The 26412-nt window shown below is 40.6% G+C and carries 26 protein-coding genes and 1 pseudogene; 14 read left to right on the plus strand and 13 right to left on the minus strand.

Annotation, left to right across the window (positions count from 1 at the left end; genetic code table 11):
- The 3 genes from CFPU101_RS22275 to CFPU101_RS22285 all read left to right on the plus strand — a co-directional run.
- Positions 1 to 1566 (plus strand): DUF3854 domain-containing protein (locus CFPU101_RS22275; RefSeq protein ID WP_206817722.1); only part of this gene is annotated, 1566 nt, incomplete at its 5' end.
- A 55-nt stretch (positions 1567 to 1621) separates the two neighbouring features.
- A complete protein-coding gene (locus CFPU101_RS22280; protein ID WP_206817723.1) occupies positions 1622 to 1846 on the plus strand; it encodes a hypothetical protein in 225 nt (74 codons plus the stop codon).
- On the plus strand, positions 1843 to 2055 hold the full coding sequence (locus CFPU101_RS22285) for a hypothetical protein (protein ID WP_206817724.1): 213 nt from the start codon (positions 1843 to 1845) through the stop codon (positions 2053 to 2055). Before CFPU101_RS22280 ends, CFPU101_RS22285 begins: the two co-directional genes overlap by 4 nt.
- 240 nt (positions 2056 to 2295) lie before the next feature.
- Here CFPU101_RS22285 and CFPU101_RS22290 read toward each other — a convergent pair whose 3' ends face one another.
- The 4 genes from CFPU101_RS22290 to CFPU101_RS22305 all read right to left on the minus strand — a co-directional run bounded on the left by CFPU101_RS22290 (position 2296) and on the right by CFPU101_RS22305 (position 4758).
- Positions 2296 to 2826 carry a hypothetical protein gene (locus CFPU101_RS22290; protein ID WP_206817725.1) on the minus strand — a complete coding sequence of 177 codons (531 nt, stop codon included), beginning with the start codon at positions 2824 to 2826 and terminating at the stop codon, positions 2296 to 2298.
- A gap of 34 nt (positions 2827 to 2860) precedes the next feature.
- Entirely contained in the window at positions 2861 to 3940 is a 1080-nt protein-coding gene (locus tag CFPU101_RS22295; protein ID WP_206817726.1) for a tyrosine-type recombinase/integrase, read from the minus strand.
- A 138-nt stretch (positions 3941 to 4078) separates the two neighbouring features.
- Positions 4079 to 4441, minus strand: coding sequence for an aspartyl protease (locus CFPU101_RS22300; protein ID WP_206817727.1), 363 nt, complete (start codon positions 4439 to 4441; stop codon positions 4079 to 4081).
- Positions 4438 to 4758, minus strand: a complete 321-nt coding sequence (locus tag CFPU101_RS22305; RefSeq protein ID WP_206817728.1) for a hypothetical protein — start codon at positions 4756 to 4758, stop codon at positions 4438 to 4440. The genes CFPU101_RS22300 and CFPU101_RS22305 overlap by 4 nt, the downstream gene beginning before the upstream one ends.
- A 135-nt stretch (positions 4759 to 4893) precedes the next feature.
- Here CFPU101_RS22305 and CFPU101_RS22310 point away from each other — a divergent pair, with 135 nt between their 5' ends.
- Positions 4894 to 5568, plus strand: coding sequence for a crossover junction endodeoxyribonuclease RuvC (locus CFPU101_RS22310; RefSeq protein WP_206817730.1), 675 nt, complete (start codon positions 4894 to 4896; stop codon positions 5566 to 5568).
- Between the two features lie 2 nt (positions 5569 to 5570).
- On the opposite strand, the gene CFPU101_RS22315 is transcribed toward CFPU101_RS22310, so the two are convergent.
- Entirely contained in the window at positions 5571 to 5744 is a 174-nt protein-coding gene (locus CFPU101_RS22315; RefSeq protein WP_206817731.1) for a hypothetical protein, read from the minus strand.
- 131 nt (positions 5745 to 5875) lie between these two features.
- Here CFPU101_RS22315 and CFPU101_RS22320 point away from each other — a divergent pair, with 131 nt between their 5' ends.
- Both CFPU101_RS22320 and CFPU101_RS22325 read left to right on the plus strand, forming a co-directional pair.
- Positions 5876 to 6295: a DUF29 domain-containing protein gene (locus CFPU101_RS22320; protein WP_206817732.1), complete on the plus strand. Its 420-nt coding sequence runs from the start codon at positions 5876 to 5878 to the stop codon at positions 6293 to 6295.
- 237 nt (positions 6296 to 6532) lie between these two features.
- Complete coding sequence (locus CFPU101_RS22325; RefSeq protein WP_206817733.1) at positions 6533 to 7978, plus strand: PepSY domain-containing protein; 1446 nt, start codon at positions 6533 to 6535, stop codon at positions 7976 to 7978.
- A 150-nt stretch (positions 7979 to 8128) separates the two neighbouring features.
- Here the strand turns inward: CFPU101_RS22325 and CFPU101_RS22330 are convergent, their stop codons facing one another.
- Positions 8129 to 8437, minus strand: coding sequence for a hypothetical protein (locus CFPU101_RS22330; protein WP_206817734.1), 309 nt, complete (start codon positions 8435 to 8437; stop codon positions 8129 to 8131).
- Positions 8438 to 8898: 461 nt separating this feature from the next.
- Here CFPU101_RS22330 and CFPU101_RS22335 point away from each other — a divergent pair, with 461 nt between their 5' ends.
- Together CFPU101_RS22335 and CFPU101_RS22340 are read left to right on the plus strand one after the other, a co-directional pair.
- Positions 8899 to 10074, plus strand: a complete 1176-nt coding sequence (locus CFPU101_RS22335; protein WP_242578183.1) for an amidohydrolase family protein — start codon at positions 8899 to 8901, stop codon at positions 10072 to 10074.
- A gap of 158 nt (positions 10075 to 10232) precedes the next feature.
- Positions 10233 to 10610: a hypothetical protein gene (locus CFPU101_RS22340; protein ID WP_206817736.1), complete on the plus strand. Its 378-nt coding sequence runs from the start codon at positions 10233 to 10235 to the stop codon at positions 10608 to 10610.
- Positions 10611 to 11448: 838 nt separating this feature from the next.
- Here CFPU101_RS22340 and c2c8 read toward each other — a convergent pair.
- Both c2c8 and CFPU101_RS22350 read right to left on the minus strand, forming a co-directional pair.
- Positions 11449 to 13215, minus strand: a complete 1767-nt coding sequence (gene c2c8 / locus CFPU101_RS22345) for a type V CRISPR-associated protein C2c8 (protein ID WP_206817738.1) — start codon at positions 13213 to 13215, stop codon at positions 11449 to 11451.
- A 99-nt stretch (positions 13216 to 13314) separates the two neighbouring features.
- Positions 13315 to 13554, minus strand: coding sequence for a helix-turn-helix transcriptional regulator (locus CFPU101_RS22350; RefSeq protein WP_206817739.1), 240 nt, complete (start codon positions 13552 to 13554; stop codon positions 13315 to 13317).
- 211 nt (positions 13555 to 13765) lie between these two features.
- On the opposite strand from CFPU101_RS22350, the gene CFPU101_RS22355 reads away from it, so the two are divergent.
- On the plus strand, positions 13766 to 14041 hold the full coding sequence (locus tag CFPU101_RS22355; RefSeq protein WP_206817740.1) for a hypothetical protein: 276 nt from the start codon (positions 13766 to 13768) through the stop codon (positions 14039 to 14041).
- Positions 14042 to 14234: 193 nt separating this feature from the next.
- Complete coding sequence (locus tag CFPU101_RS22360) at positions 14235 to 14462, plus strand: hypothetical protein (RefSeq protein ID WP_206817741.1); 228 nt, start codon at positions 14235 to 14237, stop codon at positions 14460 to 14462.
- Here the strand turns inward: CFPU101_RS22360 and CFPU101_RS22365 are convergent.
- Both CFPU101_RS22365 and CFPU101_RS22370 read right to left on the minus strand, forming a co-directional pair.
- Positions 14431 to 16476, minus strand: a complete 2046-nt coding sequence (locus CFPU101_RS22365) for a CHASE2 domain-containing protein (protein WP_206817742.1) — start codon at positions 16474 to 16476, stop codon at positions 14431 to 14433. The two genes, CFPU101_RS22360 and CFPU101_RS22365, sit on opposite strands and share 32 nt — an antisense overlap.
- A 9-nt stretch (positions 16477 to 16485) precedes the next feature.
- On the minus strand, positions 16486 to 17118 hold the full coding sequence (locus CFPU101_RS22370; protein ID WP_206817743.1) for a DUF928 domain-containing protein: 633 nt from the start codon (positions 17116 to 17118) through the stop codon (positions 16486 to 16488).
- Positions 17119 to 17230: 112 nt separating this feature from the next.
- Here CFPU101_RS22370 and CFPU101_RS22375 point away from each other — a divergent pair, with 112 nt between their 5' ends.
- Complete coding sequence (locus CFPU101_RS22375) at positions 17231 to 17386, plus strand: hypothetical protein (protein ID WP_206817744.1); 156 nt, start codon at positions 17231 to 17233, stop codon at positions 17384 to 17386.
- A gap of 39 nt (positions 17387 to 17425) precedes the next feature.
- The gene (locus CFPU101_RS22380) at positions 17426 to 19573 is read left to right on the plus strand and encodes a CHAT domain-containing protein (protein ID WP_206817745.1); all 2148 of its coding nucleotides are present in this window, start codon (positions 17426 to 17428) and stop codon (positions 19571 to 19573) included.
- 50 nt (positions 19574 to 19623) lie between these two features.
- On the opposite strand, the pseudogene CFPU101_RS22385 reads toward CFPU101_RS22380, so the two are convergent.
- Together CFPU101_RS22385 and CFPU101_RS22390 are read right to left on the minus strand one after the other, a co-directional pair.
- Positions 19624 to 20700 (minus strand): annotated as a pseudogene (locus CFPU101_RS22385) (cytochrome P450); the annotation flags it as partial.
- Positions 20701 to 20751: 51 nt separating this feature from the next.
- Positions 20752 to 20970 (minus strand): hypothetical protein, encoded by a 219-nt coding sequence (locus tag CFPU101_RS22390; protein WP_206817747.1) that lies wholly within the window; start codon positions 20968 to 20970, stop codon positions 20752 to 20754.
- 94 nt (positions 20971 to 21064) lie between these two features.
- On the opposite strand from CFPU101_RS22390, the gene CFPU101_RS22395 reads away from it, so the two are divergent.
- Positions 21065 to 23554 (plus strand): filamentous hemagglutinin N-terminal domain-containing protein, encoded by a 2490-nt coding sequence (locus tag CFPU101_RS22395; RefSeq protein ID WP_206817748.1) that lies wholly within the window; start codon positions 21065 to 21067, stop codon positions 23552 to 23554.
- Here the strand turns inward: CFPU101_RS22395 and CFPU101_RS22400 are convergent.
- Complete coding sequence (locus CFPU101_RS22400; protein WP_206817749.1) at positions 23531 to 25141, minus strand: ShlB/FhaC/HecB family hemolysin secretion/activation protein; 1611 nt, start codon at positions 25139 to 25141, stop codon at positions 23531 to 23533. The two genes, CFPU101_RS22395 and CFPU101_RS22400, sit on opposite strands and share 24 nt — an antisense overlap.
- A 40-nt stretch (positions 25142 to 25181) precedes the next feature.
- Between CFPU101_RS22400 and CFPU101_RS22405 the strand changes: the two genes are divergently transcribed.
- Entirely contained in the window at positions 25182 to 26108 is a 927-nt protein-coding gene (locus CFPU101_RS22405; RefSeq protein WP_206817750.1) for a response regulator, read from the plus strand.
- The last annotated feature ends 304 nt before the right edge of the window (positions 26109 to 26412 follow it).

Here is a 26412-nt window from a genome sequence, read left to right on the forward strand (position 1 = left end):
TTTTTCAATAATTGGTATAACACAGAAAAGCTCAAAACTTTATCTAATGCGCTCGCACAATGGAAAATTGCTAAATCAACGACAAAAGCCGAAGATTACCTCAATCAGGCTTTAGCTAAGTTCAATCAAACAATTCAGCCGGCCAGAGAAACGTTTAACTCTAATCATGATTCATTGAATCATTCTCTAGATATTCTTGAATCGAATCTTACTCAAACGACTCAAGCACAAAGAGTTAATGTATTCTGGGAGCCTGAGTATCCAGATGAACCACCATCAAATCTTTTGTCTCATCACTGGAATCAATTAAAAGATAGTGCCATCCATCCCGATTTAATTGCCCTCAATGCTGAAAGCTTATCGGGGAATGCGGTGTATGAGCGTCTGTTGGATGAAAAACTTTCTCGGATGGGATCGGGTCAATACGTTACTGCACCAATGGCGCGGGAGATGAAAAAATACGAACAAGTAGCTGAAGGCGGCTGGTGGGGCCATGCGGGAATTGACGCACTTTCATTAGTCGATCTTAAAGCGGGTGAAAAACCTAAGATGGCGGATTGGGGCTGCTTCAAACCCGACCACCCCAGAATTGACCAAGCGAAAAGTGAGAAGAAAGGGAAAACCGAGTATCGGAAATATGAAAATCCTGCCCTTGCCCCTAGAGTTCCTTTCTTACCTCAAGTCAGCGAATCACTGGCTCAGAAAATCTATGAAAAACATGGCATTAACCCAACTGAGCAAGAACGGCAGAGTGGTTTCTGGTTTGTGGTTAAACAATATCCACAGATTCCCATTACGATTACTGAAGGCTTTAAGAAAACCCTTTCTAGTCTCAGTCAAGGAGTTGTGACAATTGGTTTATCTGGAGTCAATCACATCTACCGCGCTAATGATTCACAAGGTAACAAACTCCCAACTCGTGAACTCAATCCCGAAGTGGCGGTTTTTGCTAAAGAAGGACGGGAATTTTTGTTTGCTTATGACTCGGATACGAAACCAACGACGATCGTTAACGTGCGGCGCGATCGCGTCAGGGGAATCGAATTACTTGAATCGCTCTCTTGTCCTTGCTCTGTGCTGACTTGGAACTCCTCTGATGGCAAAGGTCTTGACGATCTAATTGCAGCTAAAGGGCCCGAAGCCTACCTTCAAGCACATCAAAATGCCGTTTCTTCAGAGCAAGATAAACGAATTCACTACCGCACCGAATATAATAAAATCGTGACTCAGATAAAGCGCGAAATGGGTTCGGTCGCTTCACCCCGACTGGATCTAGAAGTTTACTTGAGGGCAACTGCTAAAGGTGAAAAAGCGGACGGCATTAGGGTTGTCGGTGAGTCTGATACAGCCCGTTCCCTACGGAAAAACTTGCCAAAAGAGGCAGAACTTTATGCCAAAGCGATTGAAATGAGTGCGGGTCTTTACGAGCGTTTAGGAAGAAAAGCCGCTCAGAAAAACCTAGATGAGCTACTTCGGCAAACGGTCTCTCGACAGATGGTTGCATTGGGATTGGAGAAAGAAGACCTTGCTCTTAAACCTTCTTCTCGTCTGTCTCGTTCAAGATAAGCTTGCTGTCGGGAGTATTGGTAAAATTAACCGCAAATTAGGAGAGTGCGATTAAATGTTAGACATCGTTAAAGTGACATTTCGTCGAGTTATTATTCCTGGGGGCTTAGAAGTGATCATGGAAATCTGGCCTCCAATAGAAGGGAGAGGTCATAAACCTTCGATACAGGTCTGCTGTAACTCACCCGACCCCGACCCTCTTATGACGAAGAAGAAACGGTGGAGGAAGCTTGGAGAAGTTGGCTATTTACAATTGACCAAGCGTTCTCCTATCCGATGATTCCTTACACTAACTTTTTAGAAGACGTAGGAGAGTGGGAGCGGTATTACGGCGGAGTCGATTGGGATAAATACGGCCCGTGTCTAATTAGCGAATCTGAAAGCGTCGATCTTGGGCGCGTCTTTAAAGTCAACAAGAATTATTTTCTAGTGGGTTTAGACCATCAACCAATTTTCCTAGAAGCGGGAAAACCCAATGATTATCACTAGAAATCTACTACTTTGAACCAAGAGCTATCCTGGCTATCCCGATCAAGACGAGGTGCTTTATCAGTGCGCCCTGATGTGTCGAGCGTTGGAGCTTTCAACAAAACGCTTTCTTATGTATTCTGAGTTTGGGTGGAGCCAGCGATACAAGCCCATGCTAGATCTAGAAGCGATGAAGAACATCGCCGCGAATGAGGTTAGCACTCTCGTAATTGACGGCGGCTGACTTGAGCGACTTTGGTCTTAGACCCAAGATTTTCGATAATCGTTATCCTCATCCATTAATTCAAATAACTTTTCATCTTGTTCTCTCAAAAAAGCTGAATAAATCATCGGGCCGTCGTGATCGTCTGGTTCAAAAACGCACTCCTTAACGGGTTCAAACTTAACTACCTTTCCATCATCCTCCTCTATCTCGTAATCTAGCTGTCCTAGCTGTCGTTCAAATTGCTCAGGTAGATCGCTGATTTCATACTGATCATTATTAATAATTTTCAAGTCATCTTTAATTACAAAAGATAAATCTGATTGGGGAGTGAACTGGTATAAGGTTATTTGTTCTTTCCTCACTTCATAAGTTTTAATTGTGCCATCTAGCTTAGTTAACAAGATTGCCAGATAATCACTTTTTGGCTTATGTCTAACGTCAGCATAAGAGCAGAAGTAATCAGCCTCTTCAAAATTTGAAAATTCTCCAATTTCTATGACTATTGCGTAGCGTTTACGCTCACACTGTTGCCAGTCAAATTCCCAGGCTGTTCTAGTTTTGTACATAATGAATATTGCTACTTGATAAAAGTGGTTCTTTCTACAAAGCAGGACGTTCTAACCATAGGGCAGGATTATTTCGCCAACGATCGGCAATATGAGCGTAGATGATTGTCGTCCTCGGATCTTTGTGTCCCAGTAAATCCTGAACTTGGCGCAAGGAGGCTCCTGCTCTCAAAGCGAGGGTTCCTGCGGTATGTCTAAGTGAATGAGTACTTAAATGACGTTGCTCCGTGTTAACCGTTCGCCCTTTTTTCAGTCTGGGTGTCGTCGCCTTTTTAGTTTTAGAGCCATCTTTAGTATCTAGTTTTTTTTTGGTTTCTCTTGCGGGTGTTGGTTTCCAATCATTGAGTTGAAAATATCGCTCGACAATCCTTTGGATGGAACGGCGAGAGAGGGGTTGTCCACGAGTGCCATTGGCTAGAGAGATAAACAGAGGTTTTTCTGAAGATAGTTTTTCACCATCTCGTTTGCGGCGACGTAAATATCGTTCCAACAGGTCGGCTAGATCTGGAGTTAACGGAACAATCCGACTAGAGCGTTTCCCAGAGACTCGTAGCCCCACATCTTCTCCCTGTCGTACAATGTCTCCCATTCTGGCTCGGTGCATTTCGACGGTTCGGCAACCTTGTAGTGCCATTATTGCTACGAGAAAACGATCGCGTAAAGCCGCCACCGTATCCTCCGTTGGGAGACTTTCAAGGAGGCGGTAGAGTTCATCAGGTTGTAGATAGTTGATGCGCTCGGCGGGGTCATGACGGCTTAATGGGGCTTTTAAGCCTGATGCGGGATTGGATGTTAGGTAGGAAGCTTCGATGAGCGCGTCGTAGAAACGGCGAACGACGCTGAGTTTTAATGAGATGGTGGTCGTTTGATATTTTTTAGAAATCAGCCAGTGGCGGTAGGCTTTGAGGTTGGATCTCGTTGCATCTAGGGGGTCTAAATTCCCTTTCTGACACCAAATCAGAAATGCCTTAAGGTTGGTGCGATAAGTCTTGCGCGTATCGTCTGAAGCCGCTCCATCACCCACATCAGAATTCAGAAATTGGGTAAAAATTAATTCGTAGGATTCGGTTGGGGTCAACTCGACTGAACCGATTGTTACCAAGGAAGAACGCATTTTTGTTTAATGCCCCAAACCGCGAAAAGTCTTTTTTTATTATAGTTGCTCCGTGCCAGTGTCGGATAAAACCTTTTATACGACTCTCATTTTAAGGGAAAAAAATTACACCATTCCCGCAGACGCGATCGCCTTTTTTTACTCTAAAACTAATAAATTGATTTTTCTATCTACGACTAATTTTCGATTTTCCAACCATTTTAAACCGAGTAAGATCTCAGTAATCCCTTCACCAACAACTACAGGTATGGTTGACTCCTGATTATCAAAGACAACTCTCCCTTCATAGACTAAAAATTCACTTTCTCCAAGGGCGGTCGCCATCTCTCTCCTCTGAGTGAGCATCCAGCCCAGTCCTAGAGCATCCTGGCTGTTCATAGCCATCCAATCAGTGAATCCTGTATCTAGTAACCCACTCACTGTTATTAAATTTCCCTCATTGGTGATTAAATCGATCTCAAAATATAATTCTCCTTTGCTCTCGAAAAAACCTTCGATCATATGCGACCGCAGGCTCCCGTCTCGTTGAGGCACATAGCGTACAGATCAGGAGTCGGATATTTCTCTTTAGCTTGGCGTAAGGCAGCCATCTCATCGGGAGCAATGAAATACTCCCCACTATTGGGTTCGATAATGATGTACCAATCTCGGTACTGTTCCATTAAGTCAGGGGCGACACGGCGGAAAATCTCCCGACACCGCTCGGCGAAAGCCTGATTTTCAGCCAATGCTTGGGCGATCTCAGTCTCATTACGTCTTGGTAGATTGGCGAAGATGGGTTGACGGGGTGGAACTGCCCGATGAAGCGATCTTGTCATCTTAATTTTTTCGTCGTCATATTATTATCTATTGTCGCTTATTTTTGACCGAAAAGTTATGGTTCCATTGCACATAGTTAAGTTGCCACCAAAAGCTGTAAAATCGTTAGATCACTCGTGTACGCTCCATTCGCTATGCCTAACCGTTCTCCAAAAACTGACCATCTGAACCGACAAGTTCCCACTTGGTTACATATGCCGACTAAACCGATTCGTGTTCCTATTGCCTTAATTGAGCAAATAGAAAGCTACGCAAGGATGTTAGACAAAAGTGGTCTACCAGAACTTGAAACCGAACCGAAACAGAGCCAGCCAAAGGGGATCAAAACTGATGTGATGACTTATTTTGGCATCAAACCAAGTATTTCTGAATTAGGTTGGGCGGTAATAAGAGGGTCAGAGGGGCAACATCCTTGTGTCGATGGTGTCATACAAACTGATTCAAAACAGGCGATCGCCTCACGCCTAGCAGAGATAGAATTAGATTTAAGCTTGTTGTTGAAGCAGTTTCAGCCAACAAGGGTCGTATTGGAGAATCCATTTGTCAATCTTGAGTACAAAAATACTACCTCAAAAACTTTGCAATGTTTGGGCGTAGTCCAAGCGACGGTTTACCGTCAGTGTGGGGTTGCGCCTGTTCTCCTCTATGCAGCGACCTGGAAAAGTCATATTGATTCGCCAAAAGCCACAAGGGAAGATTTGGCTTTTTCGGTTAGATTGTTGTTTGGCCTAGATCGCTTGTCGCTTAATGCCTCTGTCGATGCTGTTGCGATCGCCTATGCGGGATTTTGTGGATTAGGAATTCAGTAAGGTTAAAATGTCTTTTCTAGTTGTTGTTTTCGCTGTTGGATCTTAATTTCTTCTAATTTCAAAATCAAATCTTCCAATTGAAGACAAGCTAATTCTAACTTCTGACGACGGCGACGAGAATTGGCGACAGTTTGTTGAACCTGCTCTATTGATGGTATTTTTCTTGATTCATTCATAATAGTACCCAATTTGTCTAGATTTTCTTATAATTTTAAAATCAATTATTAAATTTTTGTTGTTACCTCTTTTAGTTATTACTAAATAATTAATTATAATTAAGGTAATAATTAAAAGTTTAAGCTTTTCTATGTACGATACTGATTATTACCGATGGACACAGCAACAAGCCGATGCCATGAGGCGTAGAGAATTACAACTGATTGACTGGCAGAATTTAATTGAGGAGATCGAGGGTTTGGGAAAGAGTGAAAAACGAAAACTAGAAAGTTATTTAGCTCGTCTTCTGGATCATCTTCTTAAATTAACTTTTTGGGAAACTGAAAAACGGTACAATAAAAGTCATTGGGAAACTGAAGTAGCTAATTTCCGCTTTGAAATCGAGAAAGTTTTGAAGGACAATCCCTCTTTAGCCAATCTAGTTGAGCCAATTTGGGATGAGATTTATGATAAACGTGTCAAAGTTATGTCTAGAAGCTTTGCCATTCCCACTCATCCAAGAATTTCTTTATCAGATGCGTTGAATGATAACTGGTTTCCTGAAAATTGACATTTTTTAGTTGACAAAACCTGTCTATTTTAATTCATAAAATAATAATGTTTTTTCTAATTGTTTACTCCCGATTATCAGTTTTTGATGGAGAGAACAAAAAGTCTTGAAGGTTATCATAGGGTGTCTAACTTTCATTTAGGAGCCTTTCCTTTTTAAATACGACAGGGTGTCTTTTGACAGAATTTTCAACCGAGGCATAGATTAGTCGGAATAGCGATTTTACGGCTGTTTTTCATGTCTAACACTGCCGACCCGGTCAACCCTGTTTCTGCTCCTGAATCCCCAGTCAACCGCTTTTACCGCACTGTCTGGCGCTGGCATTTTTACGCGGGATTGTTTGTGATCCCGTTTATGCTGGTGCTGGCAACGACAGGTATGATTTACCTATTTAAGCCGCAGTTGGATGGACTAATGTATCACCATCTCCTCTTTGTTCCGCCAGGCGGAAAGATTACGCCCTACACTGAGCAAGTTAATGCTGTTCAGTCGGCTTATCCCAATGCAGCCGTTTCTAAAATCGTGTCTGGTATTGCACCCAATCGCAGTACCGAAGTTCAAATCGTCGCGGGTGACAAGCGTCACTTGGCAGTATTTGTAAATCCCTATACAGGTGATGTGTTAGGCAATCGCAACGAAGACAATAACCCCCAGGCGATCATCCGCAAAATTCACGGAGAGTTGATGATGGGCAAGTGGGGCGATTATTTAGTGGAACTAGCTGCCTGTTGGGCTTTAGTTTTATTGTTGAGCGGCTTGTACCTCTGGTGGCCTCGCAACAGATTCAAGCTTTTTGGAACCTTCATTCCGCGTTTGAGTCGTCGAAACAAACGGGTATTTTGGCGAGATCTGCATGCAGTTTCGGGTTTTTATGGAGTCTTGCTCATGGGGTTTCTCATTCTCACCGGATTACCTTGGTCAGGATTTTGGGGTGACACCTTTGCGAAGGTCTGGAGTCAATTTCCGCAGTATGTGTTTGATGGTGCGCCGCAATCGACCCCCCTGACTGGTTCGTTGAATCAAAAAGGCATTCAAACCGTACCTTGGGCAGTTGAGCAGTTACCGATGCCGCGATCACTTGGTACTCCCGAAACATTATCACTCCTAGTACAGCATTCGCATTCCGACATACCTGCCGAGGCTGACAGACCAGAGAATACAGCAGTTAATTTAGATTCAATAATAGCTGTGGCTCAGTCGCAGAATCTACCAATGGGATTCAGTGTCAGTCTGCCTGCTGATCAAACTGGAGTTTACACGCTCGCCGCCTTTCCCAACGATCCGCGACAGGAGCGGACAATGCACATCGACCAGTATAGCGGTCAAGTGCTAGTCGATGTGGGCTGGCACGATTACAACTGGGTGGCCAAATCAGTTGAAATGGGCATCGCGGTTCATATGGGTAAGTACAGTCTGGCGAATCAACTGCTGATGCTGGTTGCCTGTTTGATCATCATTTTGCTGTGCGTTAGTGGTGCAGTGATGTGGTGGCAACATCGCCCTACGGGACGATTAGGCGCACCTGCAATCCCTACCACTGTGCCAAGTTGGAGAGTCCCATTGGTGTTCGTGGCCTTGTTGGGTTTGGCGTTTCCCTTGGTGGGATTCTCGCTGGTGGCGGTGCTGTTACTGGATTATTTAGTGATTTCTCGAATTCCATTACTGAAGCGAGCCTTGAATTAGTCGAACGACAATCCCATTAACCGTTTTTCTGATTTCCTCAATATATTTTGACACCTGCTGTGAGGGTCAATGAATAATCATTCTTTTTTCTACTCCATCAAAAGAAGTTTAAAACGCGAACGTATTTCTCGGTAAACCAACTTTTGTATTTTAGTTCCACTCTTCTGATTTGCCGTTCTCAATATTAAGTCGTGAGGTGTAGTTTAGTGCATCACGATAAGCTAAAGATACTTCTCTAAGCAGTTCTTTTTGTTTAGAGCTTGTTTTTAGTTTTAGCTTTGCGGTAATTACTTGCTGCATTATCTTCACGACATTGGTGTAGATTATTATAGTCGTGAATTTCTTGACCGATCCCGTCACCAAATCAGAGATTATGGTGCAGGACTCCTGCTTTAAAACAGTTGAAGCATCAAAGCTTGAAAATTGGTTGAAGAGCCACTTTTCATTCAGCAACACCATTTTTCGAGTTAATTTAAAAACAAGCGAGAAAAATGACACATTTCAGAGCCAATAGGAGTCTATTGATATTTGGTAGATCAAGCTTGCTTTCAATAAATTTTCTTGACGGCTGGTTCCAACGACCGAATCAATTTTTGGATAGGTGAACTTATATTAGTAAAGGACTATAACAGATGCGATGGCACTACCCAATTGTTCTAGGAGTTTTACTATTAGTGCTAATTGGATTTCTCACACAAGTGGGCTTGGCTCAGAACTCTCCTAAAAGCGATCTGCCAAACCAAAAGCTTACTCCCGTGCTGTTGGAGAATGTACAGATATTTAATGGCATCTCCGAACAACTGTCCGCTCCATCTAATGTGTTAGTAGTTGATCATAAAATCCAGACCATCTCTACTACACCAATTCCAAAACTGCCCAACACTGATGTGGTTCAAATTAAAGGCGGGGGACGGGTGCTAATGCCTGGGCTGATCGATGCTCATACCCACTTGCTTTTAGAAACTATTGCGCTCGAAGAACTTCTCTCACCTAAGACCTCGACGGAGACTGTGTTTGAGAAAGCAAAAGAGAACGTTACAACCATGCTGATGAGTGGATTTACTAGCACTCGTGATATGGCAGGCCCTGTGTTCGAGTTGAAGAAAGCCATTGACCGAGGCGATGTAGTAGGGCCCCGCATCTGGCCTTCGGGGGCGATGATCTCCCAGACGGGTGGACATGGCGACTTCCGCTCACTCCAAGAGCTTCCCAGAACCTCTTCTACCCCACTGAGTCGTGCAGAAGAATTTGGACAGAGTGCGATCGCTGATGGAGTGGATGAAGTCCTTCGTAGAACTCGTGAGCAATTGATGCTGGGAGCTAGCCAGATTAAGCTGGCGGCAGGTGGGGGTGTCGCCTCCAGCTACGACCCGATAGATGTCAGTCAATACACAGAATCAGAGCTTCATGCGGCTGTCGAAGCCGCCGCCAATTGGAACACTTACGTTGCCGTTCATGCTTATACACCTAATGCTATCCACAAACCGCGTGCAGGACACAGTTCGACTAAATCTTACGTTGCCGTTCATGCTTATACACCTAATGCTATTCAGACGGCGATTCGTGCTGGAGTCAAGTGCATCGAACACGGCCAATTAATGGATGAAAAAACTGCCAAAATGATAGCGGAGCAAGGGATCTGGCTGAGTATTCAGCCTTTCTTAGACGATGAGGATGCCAATCCATATCCAGAAGGCTCTGCCAATCGTGCCAGACAATTACAAGTGGCCGAAGGAACTGACGTCGCCTATAACTTGGCTAGGAAATACAACATCAAAACAGCTTGGGGAACTGACACCTTATACAGTGCTAAAAAAGCGACTCGACGAGGAGCAATACTTGCGAAAATGGTACGCTGGTATACCCCTGCTGAAGTGTTGAAAATGGCAACCCGTACCAATGCTCAATTGTTGATGTTGTCTGGCCCGCGCAATCCTTATCCTGGAAAGTTAGGTGTTGTCGAGGAAGGTGCGCTAGCTGACTTGTTGCTCTTTAACGGCAATCCTCTAGAAAACATCCAATTAATTGAAAACCCAGATAATTTCGTCGTAGTGATGAAAGACGGTGTAGTTTATAAGAATCTCCTCAATCGGTAAGTTGTCACAGATCTATATGACGTATTATTGAGTTAACTTGACAAGATCCATCGAGCTCAGGCTCGATTATCTCTGCGGCTGACAAGAATTTTTAGGCTTGTCGGGAATTTTAGGAACGGTTGAAACAGGACTTTAGTGTTAGGGTTGAGGGATTGCGAATGTACGAAACGCTCATTATGCTTAAGCCTAGCAGCACTTTCCGCATCGACGATTTGCGCCGTTTGTTGTCCGATATTGCAGCATCGGAAGAAGTATTCGTTGAGCAGGCAGGCTACCAGATACGACTCGTGACAGAAACTTCGTCATTGAACATTTATTGGAACGACGCGGCACACGTTGTCGAGGAAAGTAACGAGATTGCCCAACAGTTTGCTATTCCTTGCACAGATTGTCGTGTTCGCTTCGAAATGAGCGGCGACGATTCTGAGATGGAATTGTTCAACGACTACTTGCTAATCAATCAACGACTGCAAGAAACAGGACAGTTTGTTATTTTTGACGCACAAGAGTGCAAATTGCTTTTTGAAGATGAATAACGCATTTGGTCGATAGTGTAGCAAAGATGTTGAAGTACAATCAGGTTATTCGGTTTGCCTACTAAGGACTAAATGTCAAACTACTCCCTTAGTAAAAAAAGAGAGGCTTCAAAATGACATCAAGAAAGTGGTGGGCTATCTTCATTATCCTCTCAAGCATAGAAGCTGTTTTGCTTATCAAACTTGTCATGACTAAATCTTTGACAGAATTACTGATTGCGATGCCGCAGGCACGCTTCGCGCACGCGCTTATTGCTGCCCTATTGGTCTTCACTACTCGGATTGAAACTAAAGATTTGGACTAGCAAAAAGGGCGTAGTTCAAACAGTTTTTTTAGGAACACAAGTTGACCAAGAATAGCCATTGTTAGAGTATGGTAACTAGAACAAAAATACTTAAAAGCTCCACTTCTTCGGTTTTTTGAGTCAGGCAGCGATCGCACAATATTAAGTTAAAATACCGAATTTATTATCATAATCTCCTTGCCAAAGATAAACATTATTTATAATCTGCTGAGTATGACTTTGAAATAAGCTCGGTTTAACGGCAACAGAATATTGATAAAGTTTTCTCCATTCTTGCAGTCTCCTTTCGAGAGAACTGAGGATTGACTTGCAACATCAGCTATTCCCTTAATCGATCTCACCTTTCATGAAAAGCTTTTTCCTGTGCTAGAACTTTCTTGCAACATCAGCTATTCCATTAATTCGATCTCACCAAAGAGGAAGGCAGGACTGATGAGCCTATAATTTTCTTGCAACATCAGCTATTCCCTTAATTCGATCTCACCTTCTCCAGACCAAGAAACTTTAAAAGAAGTGATTCCTTGCAACATCAGCTATTCCATTAATTCGATCTCACCTGTAGAATCCCATAAGGATAGCGATAGCTGAATTCCAGAATCATTTTGCGCCGCGCAAGTTTCAAAATTAGGTTGAGAAATCTTTTTCCATTTTTTCCTATTGCGCTTTGGAGGCCCAAAAGCCTTTGGATCAAATAATTGCCCAATTGCGCTAGGGATCAAGGACGGTTGGATTACCTCAAAGCTAAATGAGCTATTGGTTTCAGTAGAGATCGAACTCAGCTTCTCCTCAGCATCTCCACAAGGGCGCAGGGGAGAAAAAGATAATGTTGTGTTCACAACGTGAACATATCCCGATTTTTCGGGTTCCTGCTTCTCCGTTGCCACTTTGGACAACTCTACAGGCTTAACGTTCCGCGTACAAGCGCGGTAGCTTCTAACGAAGTCTGCTCTAGATCGGATAACGATCGCCGATGCTACGTCTCTCGGATCTAGGTAGCCACAAGCCAAGCATTGATGAGTCCTTTGACTTAATGACTTTTTAATAATATTTTGGCAAGACGGGCATTCTTGACTACTATAGGCGGGATTAACTTTGACCAATTCTCGATCGGCTACTTTCGCCTTTACTTCAATCATCGTTAATAACTGGCTTAATCCAGCGTCAGCAAAACTTTTGTTCAGTCCGCTTTTAGCTTTGGCGTTGTTCCGTTCATAACCTTCGTCATCAGCAAGTTTTTTAGGCTTAGGACGACGAACTAAGTTAGAAATTTTTAGATCTTCGACGGCTATACCGCCAAAGGATCTAACGACGTAGGTAGAAAGCTTGTGATTAAAGTTGCGTCGCCTCATCGCTACCTTCTCGTGAAGACGAGCGATCGCATCCTTAGTTTTTTGTTGGTTGCTGCTATTGTCTACTTGACGGGCTAATTTTCTCTGTAACCGTCTCAGCCGTTTCTGAGATTGCCTGTAGTATTTTGGCGGGTCTACCTGTTTGCCTGCATCGTCACTATAGATGTACTGTAAGCCCACATCCAACCCGCAAGCGCGATCAGAATCTTTAACCTTTAGAATGGGAAAATTACTCATCAGTTGTAGGTAATATCCAGAGGGTCGTTTACAGATCTGTAGCGTTCTGGGCTTAATGTTAAAATCCCATCGTTTCAGCAACCCTTTGTTAACGATCTTTAATTCTCCGAGAACCTCGACACCTGGACAAATAACGCCATTCGGTTTGACCTTTATGTTTTCAGGCTGTAAGCAGTAAAGAGATGTAATTCGTTCTCCCCTCTTATAACTTTTGAATTTGGGTAGATGACGCTGCAACTGTGTTTTATCTTTGTAGGCCTTCCAGCTATCAGCTAGATGTTTGAGAGTTCCCGATACGAATTTCATCGGTACACCATATAAGGCTGATTGCTCCCGATACCTCTCTCTCGTCAGCCACCCTACTAAGAATTTATATCCATCTCCTTTTAATCGAGGGCTAGGAGGTAGTGGCAAAGAACAGCAAGGGTAAAAGCGATCGCCCTTTTTGCTGCTAATCTGACAGGTAGCCGAAAATCCTTTCTTGGAAAAACTAACTCGCCGTTTCTCGATACCCTCTGTAGGGAGTCTTTGTAGATTAAGTTGTTTTTCCAACCATTCATAATATTTTAATGATTGATGCTCTAATAACAGTGATAGTCCTTCATTCCAGACCCATCGCATACTGTTAAGCCAACTATCAACAATCTGCTGTTGTGCTTTTGTTAGATCGAGCTTAAATTCAATTGTTTTTGGGGCTAGATCGGAGTTAAACATATTCAACGATGGGATTTATCTTTTTCTTGATTTAATTAGCTTGCAACACGATCGTCTAAAAACAGCTAAGGCAGTTAAGAAGGGTCTAAAGCTTGAGGGTTAATCATCGAAAGTTACTCCTAAATCGACCCCTAAAACTTTTTCAATTCTTCTAATGACATCCTCGGATACCCATTTGCGCTTTCCGCTTTCAAGCTGATACCAGTAAGCAGTAGAAATTTCAGCCAACGTTGCCAGCACTTGTACAGAACGACCATCATTTTCTCTCGTCGCCTTTATGCGAAATGGTAAATCTGGGACGTTGATTTTTCTGACAACTTCCATCAGCAAAGCAGCCATAGGTATTCCTTATTAACTCTACACTAATATTTTATCATAGTTATATACAGGTGTAGAAAACTGATGTATAATACTAAAGTATAAAGAAAGACGATCGCTCTCTCGCCAAAGAACAACGATCGCCTTTCTTTTAAAACCTTTTATACAAGGATTTAAAACCATGTTAACAACACATAATTCCGTTGTCACTCGCGAATTTGACGTAATCGCTTTGGAAAACAAGCTGGAAGTTGATTACAACACTTCCATATCCCCGTACATCGATATCGAAATTGATGGAGTAGGAGACAAACACGGTACGACTTATCGAGTTTGGTGCGATCATCATTGTCTAGGCACGTTTTACCGTTTACCGATGGATAATAAGTGGTATGCAACGCCGTTTTACAGTAGTGATAAATTCGTCGCTACTACTGAAGCTAAATCTTTCTCTACCCACCATAAAGCTCAAGCTCATATTGTTAGCTGTTGGAAAAGTGTAGAGTAAATAGGGAATAGAAGCTGCGATTGCGTAATTCTTTAAGCGTTGGAGACGTTTCGTGTCTATGACATTGCAGCTTCTTAAGACGACTAAAATCATAATTGAGATTAATACAAATTGCGCCCAAGCAAGGTACGCCAATACCCTGCTTGCACGACTTCAACCCCACTGCGAGTCACAGTAAGGAGGCAACCCCATTATGTCAGGAAAAGTGCTGAGAGTAATTTTTCTAACAGGAGAAGCAGAACAAGATGTTTCTGAGGAAAATCTAGTAACTCTTAAGGTAAGTTCCTCAAATGGTAATTACTTATTGCTAGAAGGTTTCGAGAAACTTGAACAAGTTGTTGCTCTGTGCTTACAACAGATAGATCGAACATTGTCCTATCAGCTTGATTTTAAGGTGGAGTTTGTTGAACGGGTAGAATGACCGTAAATGTTGTCCAATCTCCTTCACGATGCCAAGTGATTGAACCCCCATTTTTTTGAAGCAATTGTTGGCTCAGATAGAGTCCTAAACCCGTTCCGTCCTGTTTAGTCGTGAAGAAAGGATTAAAAATAGAATCCATAGCTTTAGGTACGATTCCATCACCGTTATCCTTAATCTCAATCTTAACTCTCTCCTCCTCCAGAGAGCTTTCGGCAAATACTGTAGGGATAAAATTTGGTGTACTTAGCTTTTTCTCAATAACTGCATCACAGGCATTGTTGATTAAGTTAATCAAAATTTGTCCTAAATCTTCTGCTACCACCTTTTGTTCTCTCATTGTCGGATCTAAATCAGTTTGATGAATAATTGAAATGCCGAACTTTTTGCTTTTACTGTAGCAACTGACTTCGAGGATTGATTGGATTAATCTGTTGATATCTGTTGATGTAGGTACAGCTACTCTGGAGTAAGATTGCTGGAGCAGCATTTTAGTAAGATTTGAAGCTTTTCTCGAATAATTAAGGATCTGTTCTAAATTCTCTTGAAGATGATTTAACTTATCTTCAAATTCTTCTAAATATTGTCCTTCTAATACTCGATTTTCTTTGAAATGACTAATATCTTGAAATAAGCTGTCTAGCCAATCATTACTAAATTCGGTATAATTTTCCACAAAATTCAAAGGATTATTAATTTCGTGGGCTACTCCAGTTACTAGCTCAGATATAGCTTTCTGCTTTTGCCCTTCTATAATTCTCTTTTGTGCTGTTTCTAAATCTTTCAAAAGTTTTTTATATTCGGTTACTTTTTCCTTTAACATTAAACCAGTCGATAGCACAGAAACGAGCAGAATTTGTAAAAAGGAAGGAATTAAAGGTAGCCACCAGCCGTTTAAAAAGGCAAGAAAGCTAACCCCGAAAAGACTGGCAGCTAGAATTAAAGGGATTAGCAAAAATGAAAGCAACCCAACATAAGTTTTACTTTTCTTAAACCTCCATAATAGAAAGCTTAAAAGCAACCCCCAACTTAAAATGAAACTATATTTAATAAAAGCTTCTAGCCAAGAATCAGGAAAAACGTTGATAATTGGTCTACCATCGAGAACTGCACTGACGATATTACTTGTTTCTTGTGCTACATATTCTACTCCATAAATAGGTTGAGGAACCCCATCAAACGTTCTACTATAGGGAATAAAAAACTGATCTTTGATGGAGACGGCGGACGTTCCAATGATGACGATTTTGTCTTTCAAAAAATCCTTTTCAATTTTCCCGTCTAAAACTTCAGAGAAAGAAACCCTTTTAAAACTTTTTTCAGGGTTTCTAAAATTGACGAGAATTTGATAACCGCCAGATTGGGCCTGATGGTATCCTCCATCATTTTCCTTCAGACGATAAAAATTAACATTTCCTAGTTTTATCCCTAATCCATCTAAGGTTTTTTCGGGAAAAATCCCTTTTTCTTGAAGATATAGAAAAGCGAGGGTCGTGCCAATGCTGTAGACTGTATTTTCAAAGTGATTTTCAGCTTGTAGCAACGATCGCCTCATGATTCCGTCGGGATCGTGCAATTGATCGCCTGTTGCCACTTGTCCAAGTTCTTCTAAAGCCGGATGAGAAGGAATTTTCGGTAGCCCGATCGCTTTTTTTCCTCCATATAAATTAGGAGTAGACCTGATTACCTGTTCTAACTCTTTTGTCCCTTCTTTGACTGAAATATCTCGAAAGAGGTCTAACCCGATCACGTTTGGTTGTTGCTCCTTAATGTTAAGGATAAGTTGAGCTAGTGTGAGGTCGGTAATTGGATAAAGCTTTTTCATCTCGCTTTCTTCCAATCCCACAATTACGATTCGCTCATCGACAGGCTCTAAGGGGCGAATCTGAAAAAACCAATCATAAGCTGACAGTTCGAGTGGTTGTAACCACCCTAATAATCTCATGGCGATGACAATCCCCGAAGCGGATAAAAAAGAGAATAAAAAAGGGTTTTTCAGCTTGACCAGAAAATTCATCTAAATTTTTTAAATTTGTCTTTTTTCTATCTTAATTCCTACTTGTTTAAGTAACTCATTAAATTGTGGAGTGTTTTGCGTAAATTTCAAGGATTCGTGCCATATTCCTTGACTTGCGTATAGATTTGCCTGTTCCCATGTTGAAGCTTGGTTGATTTTCCTTGATAAAACTGGAGGAAGATCTACTCTTTCGATCAATCCCGATACCTCCTCATTTTCGTCAATCCGCTTCGGATGAGACTGACAAACCAGCGTAATTGACCACTGATAAATTTGGTCAACTTCAAGCTCAATTGGGAGTTGAATTTTTGTCACTCCCTCCTGAGCGATTTCAACTTGCTTCTCAATGATCGCCTGCGACTCATCAAATTTTGATAAGGTTAAATAAATTGGGCTATTAGTTGGCTTCTCTTGAAAATAAATGAAGACTTCAGTCTGCTTAGAGGTCGTCGTTCCGACGAATTCAGGTGGCGTAAGCAATGTAACTTTAGGCAGGTTTCTCTGGCACCCTCTAGACATCGAAGAGGAAATCTGTTGCGGAATTCTTTTTCGATTTGTTGGAGCCGAAAAAGTAATTTTCTTTTTATTTTGAATGGTTTGAGCTTCAATCTCATAAGATATGCTTAAAGCTGCTACTAACACACTTATGAAAAGTTTTTTCATTTTTAACAACAATTAAGATCGCTAGATTAGGGAAAAGATAATGAGTAAAAAGAAAAAAGTTCTTGTTTCGATTATTATAAGTTCCTTAACTATGTTTTTTCCGCCTTCCTTGGGAGTGAAAGCTGAAGAGATTTATCAAGGCAAGGAACAGTTAGCTAGAGAAATGTATTGGAAAGGAGAGTTTTCCGAAGCCATTAAAGTTTGGAAAACCCTAATCGACTTAAATCTGCTTTCCAAACAGCAATAGGCTGAAATTTACTCCTACTTGGGAATTGCTTACAAACAGATGGGTCAGCCAAGTTCGGGTATTCGTTATTTGAAGCAGTCTTTAGATTTGTACGAGCAACTAGGAGATAAAAAAGCAAGCGAAATCAAGATTGAGTTGGCTAATCTCTTTAATGATATTGGTCAAGGGCAAAGAGCGATCGCTTTGGCAAAAGAAGTCCTGGAATCCATTAAGCCGACGGAAAACTACCTACTCGAACCTCTAGCCTTTCAAGCGATGGCAACGGGGTTTCTTCTACAAGGTGAATTAGATGCCGCTATCGAATCCTATCTAATAGCTCAAAACCTGGCTCTAGGTCAAACCGAAGTGTTATTCAATATCAATAATTATCTAGGAACAGCTTTACTAAAAAGAAAGGATTTCTTCAAGCATCAAGCCTCTTTAGCTGAAGGAGAAGGCTATGAAGACGAGGGAAAAAGACTGAAAAACTTAGCAGAACAAGATCATCAATCGGCTTTTACGATCTTTATCAGTAATGCAGAGTTAATGAAAAAACATCATTTCTCTAACCTGACTACTATCAGAACTTATCTTAACGCTTTTGAAATCACTAGCGATCGCCAATATCTTACCCTAGCAGAAAACCTCCTAGCCGCTATTCCTTCTTCTCGCTCAAAAGCTGAGTTTTTGATTAATCTAGCTAAATTTCAAGATAATCCTCTTTCATTACTAGAACAAGCTAAGGCAATTTCTGAATCGATAAACGACTATAGAACTCAGTCCTTTGCACTTGGGCAAATTGGAGCTTACTTCGAGCAACAACAACAGTACCCTCTGGCTTTAAAGTTTACCCAAAAAGCACAGTTAGTTGCTCAGACGGGCGAAACTGATAACAGTTTATACCGTTGGCAGTGGCAATCAGGACGACTTTACAGAGCAATTGGAAAACAGGAGGAAGCTTTAGCTTCCTATCGTGGTGCGATCGCCTCACTTCAAACACTCCGCCATGAGATCGCCACTGCCAATCTAGATTTTCAATTAGATGTCATCGAAGAAATCCAACCGATTTACCGTGAACTCCTTTCCCTCCTTCTAAACGAAAGTGACAATCTAAACAACCAACAAGTTCGGGAAATTCTAGATATTAGAAATCAACTTGAGCTTACGACGCTACAGGGATTTTTTGGAGATGCTTGTCTTGAACTCCAACAACAACAAGAAAGCAAAACACAGAAGAGACTGCAGCCAAATGTAGCTAAAATTCATTATATTCTTCTTCAAGAGAACTCTTATCAAATTTTAGAGTTACCCAATGGCTCGTTTCGGGTATTTTCCCTAAAAATTGGCAAAGCGGATTTAGAAGGAAAACTGATGAAGTGGCGCGAAATGTTACTTACTTCTCGAATTCCTAGAGCCTATGAACCATTATCAAAAGAACTATACACAATCTTGATGGGACAAGTGGCTCCTTTTTTACCTCTCCAAATAAAACAGTTAGTGTTTGTTAGTGATGGGCTGTTACGCAACGTCCCTCTAGCTGCGTTGATGGAACGAGACCAGTTTTTAATCGAGAAGTATGCGATCACATATTCCCTTGGTCTACCGCTCAAAGCCAAGCCTTCGAGCAATTCTTATGATTCAATTGCCTTCGGACTATCAGTAGAATCAGATTATTTTCCACCTTTGCCTTTCGTTCCTGAAGAGATTAACGCAGTAGCCAATATTTTGCAGGGACGCGAATTTTTGGATAGCCAATTTACTGAAAAGAATTTTAAAACACAAATACAGAAAAATTCTAGAATTATTCACATAGCAACTCATGCTATCTTTTCAGGGTCAGCGCAAGACTCCTACTTCCAGGCGTATGATTCTCTAATATCTCTTGGTGAGTTGGAGATTTTACTAAGAAGGTCAGAAGGACTGCAATTATTGTTTTTGAGTGCTTGTAAAACAGCTTCTGGAAATGAACGCTCGGTTCTCGGTTTAGCAGGAGTTGGAGCAAGAGTAGGTGTTCCCAGTATCGTTGCGTCCCTATGGTCAGTAAGAGATGAAACGACAAGTTATATTGTTTCGGATTTTTATTTGACTTTACGAGGTGGAGCTTCTGACATAGACTCACTCAGACAAGCTCAGTTAAAGATGCTACAGCTTTATCCTCATCCGAAATTCTGGTCATCTTTTGTTATTATTACCAATAATAATTTTTGATTTTTTTTAGAGTATGTAAAGTAATCCTGCTTTTAATTAATAAACTTAAATTAATTATTTAAACTTATTTTTAGTGATTTAATACGCTTGAGAGTGTGCTTCAAAAAATCTGAATTGTCCAAATTATTATGAAATCTCCAAAAATAATGTTTTAATAGATAAGTAACAATAACCTCAACTTCGAGCATCGCTAAATCTTGGCCGAGACATTTATGCGCGCCTCCTCCAAAACCAACAAAGGCAAATGGATGTTTTTTATGTTCTTGCCTAGATGGAGAGAAACGTAAGGGATCGAAGACTTCAGGGTTAGGATATAACTGCGGTAATCGATGAGTTAATAAAGGTGAAAGAATAATATACCAGCCTTCAGGGACTTGACAATCAGCTATTTCAAATGATTTAATTACTTTTCTAGGTATCGTATAAATGGGAGGATTTATTCTTAAACATTCATTAAGGATATAGATGAATAAATTAGAATCTTCTTTCGAGAATAAAGTAGGTTTTGAAGATTTATCTTTCAACTCATCTCTCAACTTCTCTCGCCAAAAAGGATTAAATTCCAGTTGTACTATAATCGAACACAGTAAATTAGCTGTAGTATCATGACTTCCAAATAAAATTGCTAAGATTTGAGAAGCAATTTCTAAATCTGATAAGGAGTTTCCCTCCAAATCTCTCTGCTCAAGTAAAATATTTAATAAGCTAGATGTGTCAGACAATGTTTTATTTTGCCTCCTTTTTGAAATAATTATCCTTAAATACTCCTCAAGATTTTTCTTAGCTTTTTTCGCTTTTCTATATTTTGTCAGAGGAAAATCGAATCTTAAAAGACTTGAAATGCCTGCAAGAATTTCTAAAAAAAGTTGGCTTAACTTGTTGACTTCGCTATCCTGGAATGCTGAGGCTCCCAAAATTAGCCGACAAGTGATCGATAGAGTTAATTTCTTAAAAAAAAGCAGAGGTGAGAAAATTTCCTTTTTTTGAATACGATCAATAAAGAATTGGTCAACAGTTTCTTCTATCATACTTATGTGATGAGTAAGAGTTTCTTTGTTAAAAGCGGGAGAAATTAATTTTTTACTTCGTTGATGTTCTTTTCCATCTTGTAAAAGTAAACCTTGGCTAAAAAAAGGTTTTAAAACCCACCACCCTTGATTAGAAGAAAATTTATCGGCTTAATCTTTTAAAATTAGCTTATAGGCATCTGGTTCGGCTAAACAAATAGCATTCATGTTAAAGACTCTTGTTTTAAACATACTACCGTATCGCTCGAACCGTTCTAACCAAAAATATTGATTATTGTATAAAAGTTGTGCGGCTTCTCCTAAAACTGGATAACCTACTTCTCCTTGCAGATTATAAAAATTTTTTACTTTTTCGCTAGATTGCGCCATAATAATACTACAATTATGATTGTCCAATTATCATAAAATAATTCTGCTTTCTTGGCAACTCTTTAAAATGAATAACCTTAAAATCTTTTCGTTCTTGATAATAGCTATCAGCTTACAAAATCAATTAATAAATCCAGAATATACTTTTTCTCAGGTAATTCCTGATAGTACTTTAGGCATAGAAAGTTCGGTTGTAAATCCAATCAATTCAGAAAACGATCGCATCGACGGTGGAGCAATACGGGGCAAAAATCTTTTCCATAGCTTTTATGATTTTAACGTCAATGAAGATAAGGGTGTGTACTTTGCCAATCCTGCCTCCATTGAAAACATCTTTACCCGTGTGACAGGGAATCATCCCTCACATATATTAGGACGCTTAGGCGTATTGGGAGGAGCTAACCTATTCTTCCTCAACCCTAATGGCATCTTATTCGGTGCTAATGCAACTCTCGACTTGAAAGGAAGCTTTTCAGCATCAACGGCAAGCAACATAGTTTTTGAAGATCGATCCTTCTTTAGTGCGTCAAATCCCTCTGAGTCGATTTTAACAAGCTCGATTCCGACAGGCTTAGGTTTTTTAAATCCAACGGGAAAAATCCAAGTAGAAGGAACTGGACATAATTTAATTCAGCTACCAATTCCTGATACACCTAATCAATTTTTAAATTCCCCTAAAACTGGATTGACAGTTGATGCTCAAAGGACGATCAACCTAGCTGCCTCTCAAATTATATTTAATGGAGGGATTCTTACGGCTCCTTCAGGTAATATTGAAGTTTTTGGCATAGACTCTGGAGAATTGACGATTAATTGGCATAATCCTTATCTTTTTTCGATAGATTATCAAGTTTCTCAAGTAACTTTTAATGATTTATTCTTAACTCGACTTTCACTTCTTAACGCCAGTGGTACTACTAACGGAAATATTCAAGTTGTTGGAAAAAATATATTAATAACAGATAGCTCTGCCATTTTTATTGAGAATCAAGGGAGTCAAGCACTCGGAAGCATAAAAATTCAGGCAACTGGAACTTTAGAAAATTTTGGAATAACGGAACTATCACCGATTTATCCTAATTTTGTTCGTCCTGGTCGCGGTATTTCTAGTCAAGCGAGGAGCGAAGGTAAAGGCTCGGATATTTATATTCTTGCCGATCAATTAATCCTTAATTCATCTGGAAGAATATATACTTCTCAATTTGCTGAAGGAAATGCTGGAGACATTTCAATTGAAGTGAATAAAAACGTTGATATTTTAGGTGTCGCTCCTAACGATCCTAATTTTTTAATTAGTTCACTGATTGCTTCTGCTTCTGCTGGCAGTGGTAAATCTGGCTCAATTACTGTTAATAGTTCCAGCTTGTCATTACATCAAGGAGGTTTTCTGTCAACTATCGCTTTAGGAAATGGAGCAGGTGGAGATATACTTCTTAATGCCGATACAATTCTAGTAGAAGGACTTAACAAAGCTAGTTTTTTTCCTAGCTTAATCTCTGCTAATAATCAGAATACAGGACTAGCTGGAAATGTCTATGTTAATGCAAAATACATATTAGTTGAAAATGGGGGCAGGATTGATGCCTCTAATCTAGCTTTGGGCAGAGCAGGAAATTTGTTTATTACTGCTGACATCATTGAGGTTAAAGGAAAATCTCCAGTTTCAAATGCACCAAGTTTGATTACAGCTTCAGCTAGTATTCCTAGCGAATTATTGCAAGAAGGTCTATCATTACCTGATATTGCCGAAGGAACTTCGGGTAACTTAAAAATCTTAGCCAATCAAATCTTAGTCTCTAATGGAGCTTCGATTAATGTGGCTCATGACGGAACAGGAGACGGAGGCATATTAACTATTGATGCTAAATCAATAACCTTAAATAATTCTCTCATCGCAGCAACTTCTCAAGCAGGACTGGGGGGAAATATTTCTCTTACTACTGATCATGATATAACTTTACGAGGAAACAGTGCTATATCAGCAACGGCTGGCGGTACGGGTAATGGTGGTAACATTAACATCAACTCTAGATTTTTAATCCTAAAGAATAACAGTTCGATTACTGCTCAGGCTTTTCAAGGAAGGGGAGGTAACATAAACCTGACAGTTGAAGGACTACTTGAATCGCCTCAATCCCTCATCTCCGCCTCAAGCGAATTTGGGGTGGATGGACAGGTATCGATTGAGCGTAGCTATAAATTTGAAGATGCACTTTTAATTCCAAATTACGATTATCTGCAAATCGATGAAATTTTAGATAGGTTCTGTAATACATCTGAACCTAAAGGGAGTTTTCAGACGATCGGTTCGGGTTCTCTTCCCCCTTCTCCTGAAGAGGGATTGACCTCCACCGACAGTTTAATTACGATTCCAAAACCCTCCTCACAATCTATCCAACCTGAACCTTCGGAGCAAACAGTGATTGTCCGACCTGAAGCTAAATGGAAAGGTGGTCGTATTGTGGAGGGCAATACCCGTCTTCGTCTACCTGACGGGCGGATAATCTTAATTGCTGTTCCTGACTCACTTAAAATTTCAGGTGATTTAGCCTGTCCTGCATCAAAGCCCACGCCAAATAATTGAGAAATATATTGAATTCCCGTAATCCTCAACCCGATTAACTCTGATCAAAGGAACCCCATAATACACTGAGGCTGCCAGATCGCCAGCTAATCCTAAATCGCCCATCTCATAAACCAATCCTATACCTACTGATGCTAAACCCGATGCGATCGGAGAGAAGCGATCACCATTATTCCAACCTACTCCCCCATCAACGAACGGTGCTACATGAAGCACTCCATTCACTTGAGGGATACGAACTACAGGGATTCGCAACTCTGCCGAACCAAAGAAGCCATTATCACTGATAGACAGATCCTGACGATACCCTCTAACACTTTCAATTCCTCCTAAACGGAATTGTTCATCGGAAACTAGAGGCTGATTAGCTATCTGTAGGTTTGTTCTCAGGATTAATGAAAGGTCGGGGGCAAAAAGACGAGTATAATAAGTTTGAAATTGCCAACTAAAAAATTGAGAATCGGGTTCCAATTTTTTAGTGATCTCGAAAACCTCGACCCCAAAATTAAATTGTGAACTGATGGCGAAAACTTCGTTAAAGGAGCGAAAAAGGTAATCTTGAGAAAATCGTAAAGCTGAGGTTCGCGTCCGCCCAAACTCATCTTGTCCAGGCGAAATTCTAAACCGTTCTCCTCCAAAGAAAGAACTAGACTCAGTACGATTGAAAGTTAATCCTAGAGAAAATTCTTGGTTGAGAGTTTTCAGAATAGGTTGTCTAAACCCTATCTCGTAGTTTTGAGCTTCGGTTTCCAAATCAAGAATGTTTACGGGATCTTCTATAAGATTGTTGGATTGATAGTTGTAGGCTAACCCAATCCTACCGTTCTTTGCATTAACTGGAACTGAGAAACCGACTCCTACTCCATTACTACCATCCGTATTTTGATAGGTTACTGACAAAGATTCTCCACCCCCAAATAAACTAGATTCTCCAATCTGTATGACTCGTTGGAAAGAGCCAACTGCGGGAGATCTGCCGTTATTCAACAAGACTCCAACTTTAAAAGAATCCTCTTCTTCAATTGAGAGAGTTAGGATACTTAGTCCGTCTGAAGAACCTGGCGATAATTCTGCATTCAATTTCTTCACTAACGGATCGATAGCGAGAAGTTGAAGCTCTCGGTAAAGCTCTCGTTCATTTAGCGGAACCTCTCCAAGTGACGGTAATCGATTTAGAATATAACCCCGTCTTAATTTTTTTGTTCCTATGATTTCGACCTGCTCGATCACACCTTCAACGATTTGAATCGTAATATTTCCCTGAGATATATCTACTTCGGGAGCTAAGAAGGCCGCCGTAGAGTTAAAACCCTTGCTCACATACAATTGAGTGATGGCACTGCGGATAGCCAATAAATTTTCGCTAGTTGCTTCAAGCCCGATCAAGTCTTTTACGACTTCTTGTAATTGTTCTTGCGTAAAAATAGAGGAACCTAAGATTTCGATGGAGCGAATTTGAATAAAAGGAGGAATTTCTGTTTCTTCTCGCTTCAGAGTCTGCTGTATCGTCTCTTGCGCTTGAGAAGTAGAACTTGAAAAAATTATGAAAAATGCTAGGATTAGGCTAGAGAAAAAACGAGGATTCATCGTTTGATTTTGTCTCCAAATAATAATATAAAATAAGATTATGGCGATTCCAAGACTTTTATTTGTTGATGATGAGGCAGAGACAAAAAAACTTGTCGATCAGTATCTTAAACTGTCTAAGGAAAATTATGAAATTGTTTTTGCTAATTCGGGACAAGAAGCAATAGAAATTCTTCAAAAATCAGAGCCATTTGATTTACTGATTACCGATCTTAAGATGCCTGGAACTGATCACGCGATCGCTGCCTTAGATGAATCAGGATATGACTCGACTCTTGTGTTACCCAAGCCGAAATACAATAAGCAAGAAGTAATTCAAGAAAACACAGAACTTAAGTGCAAAAATCAAGAGCTTGAGCTTAAAAATATTAAGCTTAAGGCTGAACTTGAGCAAATTCAGCAGCAAACCATCGATTTACCTATAGTTCAAGAAGAAGTAGAGTTAGAAAAAGAGGAATTAGACATCGAAGATTCTACAGTGTCTGAGTTACTGGCAGTGAGTGATCATGAAGAAGCAATTGCAACAGTATCAGAAATTGACAATATAGAAACAAAGAGCGAAATCAAAACGCTTAAAGACTTGAAGGGATACAATGCGATCGCGCCCTTCGATGGAATCTTGAAATCGGGAACTCTTGGCAGTCAGAACGGGACAAAACATACCGTTCAGTTTAAGAAAGCAGAAGACCGTAAAATCTATACTTTCGATTTTAGCGAGGTTCAAGTCGAGTATGGCGATCGCTTTCACAATTTGAATGATCTGATTGAAGAACATAATCTAACAGTAGAAGAAAGAAATGCAGAAGAACTGCGACTTGATTTAGAAGACAGAAAAGCTCAAAAAATGGTGGAAACAACAAAAGGTTTTGGTTTCTCATCGACAACCCGTACTCACTCCCCTAAAAATAAATCAGACAAACTACGCAAAGGGTTTAGCCCTGTGGGGAAGAGAATGGGAGCGCGTTGATCAGCAAGTCGGCTTTAAAGACAAACTAGGAAAGTGAGCAAGAATACTTAGAATAGATGATCGGACTGACCAACGATTATATTTATTCAAGCTTGTAGAAAAAAAGCGAAAGATGAAAAAAAAAAACTGACAAAAACTTATGTCAAATTGCATTGGTCGGACTGTCTACTTTGCCCAACCTGACGGTAGATTAGAACGCTTAGGGCAAATTTATGAATTGAATGATTTGCATCTGGCGATTATCGATCACGGCTTCATCGTTTGCTATTATCGCCGTGATCAAATTATACCAATTATTGAAAAA

Source organism: Chroococcus sp. FPU101 (assembly GCF_017312365.1).
In the GTDB taxonomy this organism is placed as follows: Bacteria; Cyanobacteriota; Cyanobacteriia; order Cyanobacteriales; family Microcystaceae; genus Chroococcus.

Bases quoted from the DNA above. Each gene is read 5' to 3' on its own strand.
- CFPU101_RS22280 (WP_206817723.1), top strand. From the start codon at position 1,622: ATGTTAGACATCGTTAAAGTGACATTTCGTCGAGTTATTATTCCTGGG.
- CFPU101_RS22285 (WP_206817724.1), top strand. From the start codon at position 1,843: ATGATTCCTTACACTAACTTTTTAGAAGACGTAGGAGAGTGGGAGCGG.
- CFPU101_RS22290 (WP_206817725.1), bottom strand. From the start codon at position 2,826: ATGTACAAAACTAGAACAGCCTGGGAATTTGACTGGCAACAGTGTGAG.
- CFPU101_RS22295 (WP_206817726.1), bottom strand. From the start codon at position 3,940: ATGCGTTCTTCCTTGGTAACAATCGGTTCAGTCGAGTTGACCCCAACC.
- CFPU101_RS22300 (WP_206817727.1), bottom strand. From the start codon at position 4,441: ATGATCGAAGGTTTTTTCGAGAGCAAAGGAGAATTATATTTTGAGATC.
- CFPU101_RS22305 (WP_206817728.1), bottom strand. From the start codon at position 4,758: ATGACAAGATCGCTTCATCGGGCAGTTCCACCCCGTCAACCCATCTTC.
- CFPU101_RS22310 (WP_206817730.1), top strand. From the start codon at position 4,894: ATGCCTAACCGTTCTCCAAAAACTGACCATCTGAACCGACAAGTTCCC.
- CFPU101_RS22315 (WP_206817731.1), bottom strand. From the start codon at position 5,744: ATGAATGAATCAAGAAAAATACCATCAATAGAGCAGGTTCAACAAACT.
- CFPU101_RS22320 (WP_206817732.1), top strand. From the start codon at position 5,876: ATGTACGATACTGATTATTACCGATGGACACAGCAACAAGCCGATGCC.
- CFPU101_RS22325 (WP_206817733.1), top strand. From the start codon at position 6,533: ATGTCTAACACTGCCGACCCGGTCAACCCTGTTTCTGCTCCTGAATCC.
- CFPU101_RS22330 (WP_206817734.1), bottom strand. From the start codon at position 8,437: ATGGTGTTGCTGAATGAAAAGTGGCTCTTCAACCAATTTTCAAGCTTT.
- CFPU101_RS22335 (WP_242578183.1), top strand. From the start codon at position 8,899: ATGCCTGGGCTGATCGATGCTCATACCCACTTGCTTTTAGAAACTATT.
- CFPU101_RS22340 (WP_206817736.1), top strand. From the start codon at position 10,233: ATGTACGAAACGCTCATTATGCTTAAGCCTAGCAGCACTTTCCGCATC.
- c2c8 (WP_206817738.1), bottom strand. From the start codon at position 13,215: ATGTTTAACTCCGATCTAGCCCCAAAAACAATTGAATTTAAGCTCGAT.
- CFPU101_RS22350 (WP_206817739.1), bottom strand. From the start codon at position 13,554: ATGGCTGCTTTGCTGATGGAAGTTGTCAGAAAAATCAACGTCCCAGAT.
- CFPU101_RS22360 (WP_206817741.1), top strand. From the start codon at position 14,235: ATGTCAGGAAAAGTGCTGAGAGTAATTTTTCTAACAGGAGAAGCAGAA.
- CFPU101_RS22365 (WP_206817742.1), bottom strand. From the start codon at position 16,476: ATGAATTTTCTGGTCAAGCTGAAAAACCCTTTTTTATTCTCTTTTTTA.
- CFPU101_RS22375 (WP_206817744.1), top strand. From the start codon at position 17,231: ATGTTTTTTCCGCCTTCCTTGGGAGTGAAAGCTGAAGAGATTTATCAA.
- CFPU101_RS22380 (WP_206817745.1), top strand. From the start codon at position 17,426: ATGGGTCAGCCAAGTTCGGGTATTCGTTATTTGAAGCAGTCTTTAGAT.
- CFPU101_RS22390 (WP_206817747.1), bottom strand. From the start codon at position 20,970: ATGGCGCAATCTAGCGAAAAAGTAAAAAATTTTTATAATCTGCAAGGA.
- CFPU101_RS22400 (WP_206817749.1), bottom strand. From the start codon at position 25,141: ATGAATCCTCGTTTTTTCTCTAGCCTAATCCTAGCATTTTTCATAATT.
- CFPU101_RS22405 (WP_206817750.1), top strand. From the start codon at position 25,182: ATGGCGATTCCAAGACTTTTATTTGTTGATGATGAGGCAGAGACAAAA.